Source organism: Tautonia rosea (assembly GCF_012958305.1).
Lineage (GTDB): Bacteria > Planctomycetota > Planctomycetia > Isosphaerales > Isosphaeraceae > Tautonia > Tautonia rosea.
The window spans coordinates 547,376-560,081 of the sequence record NZ_JABBYO010000002.1 but is presented as its reverse complement, the minus strand read 5'-3'; the positions used below and the strand labels follow the sequence as shown (position 1 = coordinate 560,081).

Below are 12,706 nucleotides of genomic sequence, written 5' to 3'. Positions count from 1 at the left end.
CGATCACGGCCATAACCTAACCTTGAGAGAGAGAAGGCCATCAAATTCAGACGTTTGAGCGTCTTCGAGAATTCCCGAGAGGAGTCTCAGTCGTGTCATTGCGCACCTTGATTTTGCTCAGTCCCTTTGTCCTTGCCGTCATTCTGGGACGTGCCTCAACACTTCCTGAGGAAACGCCCGAGCAGGAGACTGGGCCAATGCACCACTTTTCGATGAAGCGTTACCAGTGGAACAGCAGACCGGTTCTCATCTTTGCCCCTTCGAGAGACGACCGATCGTACTGCGAAACCAAGATGATCTGGAATCGCAATGGTCCTGAGCTGGACAATCGCGACATCGTGCTCATCGAGGTCTTCGAGGATGGAACGAGTCGCGCTGAGGGACGGGAGATCCCGCAAGATTCCGCGAATCATCTCCGCGAGTCCTACCAAATTGAGGAAGGGAAGCTGGCCATCGTCCTTGTCGGCAAGAATGGTTCGGAAAAAGGGCGTTGGGAGAAACTCCCCCCCTTGCAGCGGATCTATGAAATGATCGACGCGATGCCAATGCGACAGCGGGAAATCCGATCGCAGAAGGCAACCGATCCGGAGTAAGCTCTCAGGGAGTCTTTCGTCGCATTCCGACGGTTTTCTTCCAAGAGTCGATTCCCAATGACCTCACAGGATGAGCCCAACGGCTTCGGGTCCGTTGAACGAGAAAATGCCGAGACGTTGATTGCTCTGGCCCTCTCCGAAGACCTGGGTCAACGCGGTGATCTGACCGCGGATGCCACCATTCCCCCCGAAGCAACGGGCGCGGCTTGCTTTGTTTCTCGGCAATCGGGAATTCTTGCTGGATTGCCCGTCGTGGCCTTGATTGCCAGCAAGTTCGGCCTGGATCAGGGATTTGTCCCGAAGCGGACCGATGGAGACCGACTCGAACCGGGAACCATTATCGCGCGCGTCGCCGGGCCGATGCGGGCGATCCTGTCGATGGAACGGACTGCGTTGAATTTTCTTCAGCGCCTGTCAGGCATCGCAACCTTGACTCACCGTTTCGTTTTGGCGGTCGAAGGCTCTCACGCAGCCATTTTGGACACCCGGAAGACGACCCCCGGCTGGCGTCGTCTGGAAAAATACGCTGTGCGATGCGGTGGCGGGAGAAACCATCGGATCGGTCTCTTTGACGCGGTGTTGATCAAGGATAACCATCTCGCCTGGCTCGCCTCCTCGGGTGATCCGATCGGTCGCGCGATCAAGTCGGCTCGGGGGCTCGCTCCTTCGGGGACGACCATTGAGGTCGAAGTCGATACGCTCTCACAGCTTGATCAAGCGCTGGCCTGTCGGCCAGACATCGTTCTCCTTGACAATTTCTCATTTCCAGAATTGTCTGAAGCCGTTCGCAGGAGAGACGACCTGGCACCAGGCGTTTTGCTCGAAGCCTCGGGAGGAATCGACCTTCATTCGGTCGCGGAAGTCGCGCGAAGCGGGGTCGATCGGATCAGCGTTGGAGCGATCACACACTCGGCCCCGTCGCTCGACATCGGACTGGATGAAGAAATCGCGGCAGATTGAGATCGGTCGAGTTGACAGATGGGTGGGACGGCCTAGGGTTCTGTCGCCGGGGACATTGGTTGCCCCCGACCTTGAAGCGGTTCGCCGCTTCAGGAATCGTCGGCTCTTGCCGGCGAGACGCATCGGTGACGGCACCTTTGGGGAGGGGTGTCGTCGCACTTGAGGGGGTGGGGGAGGTGCACGGAGTGTGCCGAGGGGCCCCCACCCCTTCCTCTTTGTCCCAGGACTTGGACCGGACGATCCTGCTTGCTAGACTCGATCACGACGGTGACGGGCCCGGCCCCGAACTCGTGACGGAGCCCCTCGTGATCTCCCCCGCGTCTCCTTCCTCCTTGATCCGCTGCCCGATGGTCGCGTCCTGGGTCGTGACCATCGCGATCGCAACGATCGTCTGCCCGGTGGCATCGGGCATTGCTCCTCGCCCCGATCGAGGTGCCCCTTCCATGAGTGAACCCGGCCGGCAACCCCTGCTTGCCTTTTACTACGAACAGCTCGATCGAGACGGCGACCTCGATACCTTCCAGGTTCGGGTGGAAGCTCGCTATTCCGAAACAACCCTCCGCCGCCTCGTTTCGTCTGCCGACGTTCGGGCCCGTCGAGGAGCTGTCTCGGCCCTTGGCCTGATCGGTGATTTCGGCTCCAACGATGCACTCGGATCGGCCCTGGCCGACGAGGATCCAGCTGTCCGGCAACTGGCCGTTTCCTCTCTCTGGTCCATCTGGTTCCGAGCGGGGTCCGACGAACAGAACGAGAAGCTCCGCCTTATCGTCGAGTTCAACAACCGTGGGCTCCCCCGAGAGGCCCAGCGCCAGGCGACTCGATTGATTGCCGAAGCCCCCACCTTTGCCGAAGCGTATAATCAGCGCGCCATTGCATCGTTCGTACTCGGAGAATTCGTCGAGAGCGCCGCCGACTGCAAGCGGGTACTGGAACTCAACCCGTATCATTTCGGTGCACTCGGCGGCCTCGGTCAGTGCTACTTGAGACTCGGTCGGCCCGATCTGGCGCTGGAAACGTATCGACGTTCCCTTGCAATCCAGCCCCACGACGAGGGACTGAAACGCTTGATCAAGACACTCGAAGCCGATCGTCGATGAGTTCCCTTGCCTCTCCATTGGACTGACCATTCCCCTGATGCTCCCTCTGCCGATCGACCCCCGACTGCCCGAGATCCTCGACGTGATCCAGCGGCATCGGTCGCTTGTGCTTGTCGCTGAGCCGGGCGCGGGCAAGACGACCCGCGTGCCTCCCGCCCTGCTCGACAACGGCTTGCTTGATCCGAACCATCCGCATGTGATGGTCCTTCAACCGAGACGAGTGGCTGCCAGGGCCTCGGCTGCTCGCATCGCCCAGGAACGTGGCGCGACTCTCGGCGAGGAAGTCGGCTACCTCGTACGCTTCGAACGCCGGTTCAGCCCACGGACTCGCCTTCGCGTGGTGACCGAAGGGGTGCTGACCCGTCTCCTGCTGAAGGACCCGAGCCTCGACGGGATCGGCGCGGTTGTTCTTGATGAGTTTCACGAACGAAGCATTCATACCGACCTGGCCGTGGCCTTGCTCCGAGAGGTCCGCGATGCCCTGCGCGACGACTTGATTCTGGTCGTCATGTCGGCCACTCTCGACGCCGAGCCCGTCGCCAGGTTTCTCGACGCTCCGGTCCTGTCGGTCGAAGGACGCACCTATCCCGTCACCCTCTCGTACCGCCCGTCCGATGGCCTCACGCTGCCCGACCGTGTCGCGTCTGCCGTCCGAGACGTGCTCGACGATCCCGAAGATCCGGGCGACCTGCTTGTCTTCCTTCCTGGAGCTGAGGAGATTCGCCGAACGGCCCAGATCCTGGCCCCGGTTGCCGATCGTCTTGGTATTGAGGTGCTCCCGCTTCATGGTTCCCTTCCAATCATCGAGCAGGACCTCGCACTGGCCCCAAGCGATCGTCGCAAGGTGGTCCTGGCGACGAACATCGCCGAGACCTCCCTGACCATTGAGGGCATTCGCACGGTCATCGATAGCGGCTTCGCACGCCAGGCCTCGTCCGATCCGGCCCGAGGCCTCGACCGCCTGGAACTGACGCGGATCAGTCGAGCCTCAGCCGATCAGCGCTCCGGCCGTGCCGGTCGCACGGCTCCTGGCCGCTGTGTGCGACTCTGGGCCGAGCGAGAGACGCGAGGGATGGCCCCATTCGACCTTCCCGAAGTCCGCCGCGTCGATCTCTCCTCGACGGTGCTCACCCTGCATGCCTGGGGGGCGACCGACCTGCACGCCTTCTGTTGGTTCGAAGCTCCCGATGCCGACCGCCTTGCCGCAGCCGGGCTGTTGCTCAGGCGACTTGGGGCGATCGATCCATCGTCCGGTCGAATCACTCCCCTCGGTGAGGCCATGCTCGCGTTTCCGGTTCATCCCCGGCTTTCGCGCTTGATCCTTGCTTCCGCCGAGCGTGGCGTCCTCGAACTTGGAGCCGCCACGGCCGCCTTACTATCGGAAAAAGACATCCTTGCGCCTCGTCGCGACCTCGATCGACGTAGCCGATCTCCCGAGGTCCACTCCCGATCCGATCTCCTCGTCCGGCTCGACCTGCTGGCAGAGGCGGAACGGAATGGCTTCGCTCGCGGTCGGATCGACCCTCGGATCGATCCCAGAGTCGCCCGAACGGTGGTGCGCGTCCGAGATGAGCTGATTCGAGCCGCCCATCGCGTGATCAGACCGGGACCCCCTCAATCCCAAAGCGACCCCGAATCCGCCTTGCTGCGATCGGTGTTTCTCGCATTTCCCGATCGGGTGGCCCGACGCCGGGGCCCCGATGATCCCACCGCCCGGATGGTGGGCGGCCGGGGAGTCCGTCTCGACCCGGAGTCGGCGATCCGGGAGACCGAGCTGTTCCTTGCAATCGACGCCCGCGAAGACCGGAGAGGCTCTGGCCCGCTGGAACTCCGGGTCAGGATCGCCAGTGCCATCGAGTCCGACTGGCTTGAGGAGTGCTTTCCCGACGCCTTCCATCGGTCTGAAGTCGTCCGCTTCGATCCCTCCTCCGGTCGCGTCGTGGGCCTGGCGACCGTCACCTATCACGACCTCTCCCTCCGCGAAGTCCCGACCGGCTCGATTGACCCCGATCGCGCCGCGGAAGCTCTCGCCGACGCCCTGGCCCCCCGTGCCGAGGCCATCATCCGAGCAGACGAATCCGCCGCTCGATGGCTCGAGCGGCTTGCGTTTCTCCGTCGATCGCTGCCCGAGCGAGATCTCCCTGGGTTCGAGGCCGAAACCTTGACCGAGGTCCTCCGATTTGCCTGCCTTGGCAAGCGCACGGAGGACGAAGTCCGACGATCGGCGTTTGTCCCCTTGCTCCAGGGTCGTCTCACTTTGGAGCAGCTCCGCTTGCTCGACGCCGAGGCTCCCGACACGCTTCTCGTCCCGAGCGGCAGCCGTCATCGTCTCAGCTATGAATCTGATGGCCCGCCCGTGCTTGCCGTCCGCCTTCAGGAACTGTTCGGCTGGGAGGAGACGCCTCGAGTCGCCGGAGGTCGGGTCCCCGTCCTGCTCCACCTGCTGGGTCCGAACTTCCGCCCGGTTCAGGTGACAGACGACCTTCGGAGCTTCTGGACGACCACCTACCATCAGGTCCGCAAGGATCTCCGCAACCGTTACCCCCGTCACTCCTGGCCCGACGACCCCTGGACCGCCTCTCCCGAGGCCAAGGGAAGCCGCCGACGATGAGACAGGCTCACGGGGTCGCGACTGCGCGAGGCGTGATTCCCCAGAATGCTCGAAGCTGAGCCGCAGCCTGTTGATCCTGCATCAAGAGCTTCCCTCCCCGGGTTCCCAGGTCACCGATGATCGGCGTGAGCGGATCGCTGTTTCTGGCCTGTCGAATCGCCGCCCGAGCCTGAACCACCTGGAGCACGACCTGATTCAATTCCACGATCGGCAAGAGGCGATCCACCGGCGCTCGACCGCCGGGTCGGACGGTATCGACCAGTTCCACGACCGGAAGTCCCTCAATCAGCGGAAGCGTCCTGGACTGCTCGAACAGGCGATCCTCCGAGGGACCATTCACCAGAACCGCGATGGAAACGGCCGAGCCGTCGGTCCGGGGGACGGATTGAGCGGTCCATCGTGTCTCGGTGCCTGTCTGCTCGATCGTCACATCGAGTTGCTGCCCGGACGGTGCCAGAATCCGGCTCCGAATCGATCCGTCCGCGGCCTGCTCGGCGTCCTTTCGGTCTCGACGATCGGCCTCGATGATTGAGCGGAGGTCGAGCAGAAACGGTCCCCCCTGCTCGGCCATCCGTGCCTCATGGTCCTCGGGAGTGGTCGAAAGGATGAAGTCTGCAGCCCCTTGGTCTCCGAGTTGGAGGATCCGAACGGCCACACCCGACGTCCCACCAAGAAGAAGGCGATCACCGAGCGGATCGTAGACCGTCACGGTCTTCCCATTCGACCAGGCGATGGGAGTCTGGTCAAAGTCGTCGAAGACCATCAGCACGACCTCACCGGACTTCCGCCACAGTACCCGCATCGTGATCGACACGCCCGGATACGTAAGGCTTACCCGGACGTCAACCCGCAACACCTCAGGGTCGGTTGCGAGAATCACAGGTGATCGTCGAATCACCTCCTCAAAATCGACGCGATCAAGTCCAGGAGCAGGCTCCTGTATAACCAGCACGACCGCGACCGCCCAAGACATGATCATTTGTCTGCTTTCGTGCTCCGGGCATTGCGGACCAGGCACAATGTTTTTCAATTCCTACAATCGAGAATTGTCCCATTAGACGTTGAACCTTACACCGACACTCCCCTGCCATCCTGTTCGACCAACTCCAGCAGCAGGTTGTTCTGGGGATAAGGATGTGCGGTGTACTGGCGGAAGCCCTCGGCGTAGGCAACGCCGATTTCCTTCCCCCGATGAGAGGACCACTGCTCCTGGATGCTCATATATTCGTCGATGCCATGTTGACGCATGAGCCAGTTTCGCTGGCTTGCATGGCATGCGAGCATCTGACGCTTCACGTCCCAGAATTCGGTGATATCGACCCAAAAATGCGGAGGGACCGGGGTTCCTTCTCGATCTCGTCCCTCGATCGGATCGACCAGATAGAGGTGCGGAATGTGGTCAAGCGCCGGTGCCGGCTCCCATTGCCGGGTCGCATAATTGGGGATCGGGGCGACGAAACACGCATCCCGAACCAGCAGATGCGTCGCCTCATGATCGGCCAGGTAGTCGGCTGGGGGAGCGGTGAGAATCAGGTCGGGCCGAACCTTCCGAAGAAACTCGACAACCCGACGGCGAGAGAGATCGTCGTTGAAGATCGAGAGGTCACGGAACTCCAAACAGTGATAGTGGGCTCCCACAAGATCCGCCGCGTCCTTCGCCTCCCGACGCCGGATCGCGGCAATCGCCTCGGCATCATGTTCGACCGAGCCGCAATCCCCGGGCGTCATCGTCGCGACTGTTAGATGACAACCAGCCTTTCCAAGAAGGGCAAGCGTGCCGGCGCATTGAAATTCAATGTCGTCCGGGTGGGCGTGAATTGCCAGGACGCGAACCTGTGCCTCGGCCATAATGAGATCACACTCCGAAAGGCGTGTCGTATCAAAACGATCGTTGTGTTGCTGTGATCCTGACGGATGTTCGACAGTGATGCCAGAGATTCCTGAACAGCCCTCGACAAAAAAATCGGGAAAATGTTCTCGCGTGCGCTAGACGACCATTGTACACTTGCCATTCAAAGGGTCAGTTGGTGATCGTCCGTGTCGTGGTTGCTGCCCCACGCTTCGTCGTGATTGCCGCCACCCGCTCGCGGGCGCAAGGACGGTCCGACCGGCCCCGACGATCCAGGCAGGATGCGACCTTTTCGCGAGTGGAGGCATGAGCGATGGCCGACCTAGACTCCCTGACCCCTCGTCAGCGCGAGATTTACGATTTTATTCGCAGCAAGATTCACGGCCGAGGCTACGGCCCGACCGTTCGGGAAATCGGTGAAGCCTTCGAGATCAAGAGCCCCAACGGGGTCATGTGCCACCTGAAGGCCCTTCAAAAGAAGGGTCTGATTTCCCGAGAACCGAACATGTCTCGGGCCATTCAGCTCCTTCAGGAATCAGCGACCGCCCCTCGATCCGGCGGCGGCGTTCCCTTGCTCGGCCGAATTGCCGCCGGTGCCCCCATTGAGGCCATCGAGCAGGCCGACGAGGTTGTCGACTTCGACGATTGGGAAGGAACCGGCGACAAGTTCGCCCTTCGCGTCACCGGCGAGTCAATGATCGAGGAACACATCGCTGACGGTGATTACGTGATCATCAAGAAGGCCGAGACCGCCCGTGACGGCCAGATTGTCGCTGTTCGAGACGATGACGGTGAGGCCACCCTCAAGCGTCTCTTCAAGGAAAAGAACCGCGTTCGCCTTGAACCAGCCAATAGCGCCATGAAGCCGATTTACCGCACCAAGGTGAATATCCTTGGCGTCCTGGTCGGTGTTGTTCGCAAATACTGATTCGTCGAGCCAACCCATCGGGATGGACCTCGGAGCGGATCGTCAGGATTCGCCTGTCCGCATCGAGGTCACCCGGATATGCTCGTTTTCCCGACGATCAGGGCGGGTCTGTATCCGTCTTTCGGTCGATGTTTTCAGGTCTGGCGTTGAGGAAACGGATGGTCCCCTTCGCACTCTCCTCGGATGACCTGGTTACCTCCTCGTCCGATCCGAATGCGGTCGATCCTCAAGCTCCGGAGGATCTCGTTCAGCTCTTTACCGATGGTGCATGCAGCGGCAATCCCGGGCCAGGAGGCTGGGGGTTTCTCATTCGGCATCCCGCAAGCGGATCCGTTCGTTGCGATTCAGGCGCCGAGCCAAGGACGACCAACAATCGGATGGAGTTGATGGGGGCAATCCGAGGCCTGGAAAGCCTTCAACGCCGCTGCTCCGTTACCCTTGTGACCGACAGTCAATACGTTGCCAAGGGAATTACCGAGTGGATGCCCAACTGGAAACGAAACGGTTGGAAACGTAAGGAACGTGGGCAGCTCAAACCTGTGAGTAATGAAGACCTCTGGCGTCGAATCGATGAACTGGTGGCGGCTCACGATCTTCGGGTCGAACACGTGCTGGGTCATCGGGGCCACCCTGAGAATGAGGCCGTCGATCGCCTCGCGGTTGCAGCCATCAAGTCGCTGACTGCTGCCGGCCGGCTTGACTGACGTGACGCATCTTCGATGTTTCCTTGATTTCATCCAGTTCGTCCTCCGTCCTTGACGCCGCCTCGGGAGTCCGGGATCATCGATGTTTTCCGTCGATTGTCCGGAGGCCCAGTGTGTTCGACAGACTCGCTCGGTTTTGGTCTACGGCGATCATCGTCCTGGCTTCATGGATCTCCGCCCAATCAGGCCATGCTGAGGAACCGATCCGGCTCCGAATTCTCACCTACAATATCAATCATGGTGAGGGGATCGACTCCCGGATCGACCTGAACCGAATCACCTCGGTCATTCAGCACGCACAACCCGATCTCGTCGCGCTTCAGGAGGTGGATCGCGGCATGGCCCGGACCGGACGGCTGGACCAGGCACGATTGCTCGCCAGTCGTCTTGGAATGGAGTATGTGTTCGGTGAGAACTTCGAGTTTCTCGGTGGCTCCTTCGGAAACGCCGTGTTGTCTCGCGTTCCGATCACCGAGCATCGCAATCACCTGCTTCCCTCTCCTGCCGGAGGTGAGCCCCGCGGAGCGCTCAGCGCGACCCTCTCATTGGCAGACGATGGCTCGACCTTTCGGATCATCAGCACCCAGTTCGATCATCGTCAGGACGATCGCAACCGACTTGCTGCCGCCGATTGGCTTGCCGGGCTGGCCGACAACCCCGATGCCCCTCCCGCCATCCTCGCCGGTGATTTGAACGCAATCCCCACGAGCCCGACCGTGCGAAGGCTCAGTACCCGATGGACGCCGGCCAGTCCTGAGGTCATGCCCACAGTCCCGGCAAACGCGCCTCGGGCGGCTTTTGATCATGTGTTCGTCGCTCCCGCCGATCGCTGGTCGATCGTCGAGGTCCGCGTGCTGCCTGATTCCGAAGCCTCTGACCATCGACCCATCCTGATCGTGCTCGATTGGCTCCCACAAACGGCCGAACCCCCGACGAATCCGTGACGGTCTTCCTCAGATCGGCCTTCGACCGCAGAGGAACGCTCCCATGACTCCGGTCGCCATTTCGATCGCCTCCTGGACCTGGGCTTCTCTCCTTCTTTCCTCGGTTGCTCATTCTGAAGGCAATCCACCCCCGATTGACTTTGCCCGGGATGTCGCACCGATCTTCGAGCGGCACTGTCTCTCCTGCCATACGACGGACAATCGTAAGGGTGGGATTAATCTAACAACGAGCGAAGACCTCGTCGATCTTGCATATCTGGATCAAAACGACCCCGATTCCAGTGATCTCCTCGCGCTCGTAACTCCCGAGGCTGAGGGGGAACGCCCCCGCATGCCGATCAAGGGCGATCCGCTCACTCCTGATCAAGTCGAGACACTCCGACGCTGGATTGCCGAAGGAGCGAATTGGCCCGAAGGCCTTGTCCTCTCGCCCGATGACGAATCGATCTGGTGGTCCTTCCGTCCGATCGCTCCGGTCGAACCGCCCAATCACCCAACAGCTCCAGAAGCCTGGCAGACCCACCCGATCGACCGCTTCGTGTTTTCGAGGCTTGCCGAGCAGGGGCTTTCCCCCTCGCCGCCGGCTGATCGACGGACCTTGATCCGTCGCGCCTCGTTCGATCTACGCGGCCTCCCCCCGACCCCCCAGGAGGTTCAGGCCTTTCTCGAAGACGACGCTCCCGACGCCTTCGAACGCCTGATTGACCGATTCCTCGCGTCTCCTCAATACGGCGAACGATGGGGCCGTCACTGGCTCGACGTGGTCCGCTTCGGTGAGAGCAACGGATACGAGCGCAACGTCTTGATCAATAATGTCTGGCCCTTCCGCGACGCCATCATCCGAGCGTTTAACTCCGACCGGCCGTTCGATCAACTGGTACGCGAACATCTTGCCGGCGACGTGATCGGGCCGGGAGATCCTAACCGCGAAATCGGCACCGCATTCCTGGTCTGTGGGCCTTACGACGATGTTGGCAATCAAGACCCCGTCCAGGCCGCTCAAATCCGGGCCAACACGCTTGACGATATGATCCGGGCCACCGGTGAGTCCTTCCTTGGTCTGACAATCGGTTGCGCTCGATGCCACGACCACAAGTTCGACCCAATCCTCCAGCGCGATTATTATGCCTTCTCCTCCGCGGTCGCCGGGGTCCACCACGGCAGCCAGGTCGTCGCCACCGAGGAACAGCGACGGCTCGACGCTGAACGTCGCGCCCCTTTGATCGCCGATCGCGATCGCCTGAACGCTGAGATTGCCTCACTCCGCGAAGCAATCCGGTCGCGTGCCGAGGCCGGCGCTTCCGATATCGAGGGCACCTGGACCCGCCCCTCCGTCTCTCGGACCGGGACCGAGGAACGTTTCGAGCCGGTCGAGGCCCGCTTCGTTCGTTTGGTCATTGAAGGGCTTGACACCAACCCAGACCAGCCGGTCGGCTGCCGGTTGGAAGAGTTCGAGGTCTGGACCGCCAGTGAGCCGCCGCGCAACGTCGCCCTTGCCGCCAACGGCGGCCAGGCAGACGGACCAAGTCGCATCGCCGAAGATTTTGCGGACGCCTACAGCGCCGACCTGACCATCGACGGCCGCTTTGGTTCTCGATGGATCTCCGGCGGCACAACCTTGACCATCCGTCTGGCAAGCCCTGAAACGATCGACCGCGTTTGGTTCAGCAGTGACAAGGCCGGAGCCGCGGCGGGTCTCGGTGAGGCAACCTTTGTCAGTGAGTATCGGATCGAGGTTTCCAGTGACGGTAACTCGTGGATCGAAGTCGCGAACTCACGCGACCGCCTCCCCATCAACGAAGCCCACCGGCAGAAGCGTCTCTTCGACCGCGAAGCCACTGCCGACGACCTTGCACAGCTTGCCACTCTCGCCCGTCAACGCGACGAGGTCATTGGGGCACTTGCGGCCATCGAACCCTTGCCGAACTGGTGGGTCGGCTCGTTCCGGCAGCCAGAAGAGCCTTCCTATCTCCTGATCGGCGGAGATCCCCAGCGCAGGGGCGACCCAGTTTCTGCCAGCAGTCTGTCCGCCCTTTCGGGGCTCAATTCGAGCTTCTCGCTGCCGCTTGATGCCCCCGAAGCCGATCGCCGGCTGGCCCTCGCCCGCTGGATCGTGGCCAAGGATAATCCCCTCACACCCCGAGTCCTCGCCAACCGCCTCTGGCATTACCACTTCGGCACTGGGATCGTCGACACCCCCAGTGACTTCGGTGTCATGGGTGGCCGTCCGACCCACCCTGAGCTTCTTGACTGGCTGGCCCGCCGTCTTCTGGACGAAGGCTGGCGGCTAAAACCGCTGCATCGCCTCATCATGACCTCACAGACCTATCAGCAGTCCTCGGCTTATCATCTCGAGGCTGCCGCGATCGATGGCGACTCTCGACTGCTCTGGCGGTTTCCCGCACGCCGGCTCTCTGGAGAAGAAGTTCGGGATGCCACGCTCCAGATCGCGGGTGTCCTCAACCCAACGATGGGAGGACCCGGCTTCCGTCTCTACCGCTATATCCAGGACAATGTTGCGACCTATGTTCCGCTCGATGACCCCGGACCCGAGACCTACCGCCGCGCCGTTTACCACCAGAATGCCCGAGCCATGCGGGTCGATGTGCTCACGGATTTCGACTGTCCCGACCCCGCCTCTGCCGCCCCTCGTCGTGATGCCACCACCACCCCGCTCCAGGCCCTGACCCTACTCAACCACCGCTTTACTCTCGATATGGCCTCTGCCCTGGCCGATCGTCTCCGACGCGAGGCCGGTGACGAACCCACGGCTCAGGTCCATCTCGCCTTCGCACTTGCCTTCTCCCGGGAACCGGACGAGGCCGAGCGATTATCGTCTCTCGACTTGATTGATCGTCACGGTCTTGATGCGTTCTGCCGGGCTTTGCTGAACACCAACGAGCTGATCTACGTCGACTGATTTCCCTTCACATTCGCCCCTTCCTGTTTCGATCCTGAGTGTTCGTGCTTGCAAACCTGAGCACTAGCGGACCCGATCCACTGCCCCTCGCACTCGAACG

10 protein-coding genes are annotated in these 12,706 nt (G+C 61.5%); 8 read left to right on the top strand and 2 right to left on the bottom strand.

Features of this window, described 5'->3' with window-relative positions:
* Positions 1-92: 92 nt before the first annotated feature.
* From HG800_RS05105 to hrpB, 4 genes are all read left to right on the top strand, one after another.
* On the top strand, positions 93-593 hold the full coding sequence (locus HG800_RS05105; RefSeq protein ID WP_169974378.1) for a DUF4174 domain-containing protein: 501 nt from the start codon (positions 93-95) through the stop codon (positions 591-593).
* 57 nt (positions 594-650) lie between these two features.
* Complete coding sequence (gene nadC / locus HG800_RS05100) at positions 651-1,553, top strand: carboxylating nicotinate-nucleotide diphosphorylase (RefSeq protein WP_169974375.1); 903 nt, start codon at positions 651-653, stop codon at positions 1,551-1,553.
* A gap of 305 nt (positions 1,554-1,858) precedes the next feature.
* Positions 1,859-2,650, top strand: a complete 792-nt coding sequence (locus HG800_RS05095; protein ID WP_169974373.1) for a tetratricopeptide repeat protein — start codon at positions 1,859-1,861, stop codon at positions 2,648-2,650.
* A 37-nt stretch (positions 2,651-2,687) separates the two neighbouring features.
* The gene (hrpB, locus tag HG800_RS05090; RefSeq protein ID WP_169974370.1) at positions 2,688-5,261 is read left to right on the top strand and encodes an ATP-dependent helicase HrpB; all 2,574 of its coding nucleotides are present in this window, start codon (positions 2,688-2,690) and stop codon (positions 5,259-5,261) included.
* Positions 5,262-5,268: 7 nt separating this feature from the next.
* Here hrpB and HG800_RS05085 read toward each other — a convergent pair whose 3' ends face one another.
* On the bottom strand, positions 5,269-6,240 hold the full coding sequence (locus tag HG800_RS05085; RefSeq protein ID WP_169974368.1) for a hypothetical protein: 972 nt from the start codon (positions 6,238-6,240) through the stop codon (positions 5,269-5,271).
* 89 nt (positions 6,241-6,329) lie between these two features.
* Positions 6,330-7,109, bottom strand: coding sequence for a PIG-L deacetylase family protein (locus HG800_RS05080; protein ID WP_169974366.1), 780 nt, complete (start codon positions 7,107-7,109; stop codon positions 6,330-6,332).
* A 314-nt stretch (positions 7,110-7,423) separates the two neighbouring features.
* On the opposite strand from HG800_RS05080, the gene lexA reads away from it, so the two are divergent.
* The 4 genes from lexA (at position 7,424) to HG800_RS05060 (ending at position 12,606) form a co-directional block, all read left to right on the top strand.
* A complete protein-coding gene (gene lexA / locus HG800_RS05075; protein WP_169974364.1) occupies positions 7,424-8,038 on the top strand; it encodes a transcriptional repressor LexA in 615 nt (204 codons plus the stop codon).
* Positions 8,039-8,166: 128 nt separating this feature from the next.
* Positions 8,167-8,742, top strand: coding sequence for a ribonuclease HI (gene rnhA, locus HG800_RS05070; RefSeq protein ID WP_315851972.1), 576 nt, complete (start codon positions 8,167-8,169; stop codon positions 8,740-8,742).
* A 113-nt stretch (positions 8,743-8,855) separates the two neighbouring features.
* Positions 8,856-9,686 (top strand): endonuclease/exonuclease/phosphatase family protein, encoded by an 831-nt coding sequence (locus HG800_RS05065; protein ID WP_169974359.1) that lies wholly within the window; start codon positions 8,856-8,858, stop codon positions 9,684-9,686.
* A gap of 43 nt (positions 9,687-9,729) precedes the next feature.
* On the top strand, positions 9,730-12,606 hold the full coding sequence (locus HG800_RS05060; RefSeq protein WP_169974357.1) for a DUF1553 domain-containing protein: 2,877 nt from the start codon (positions 9,730-9,732) through the stop codon (positions 12,604-12,606).
* Positions 12,607-12,706: the final 100 nt, after the last annotated feature.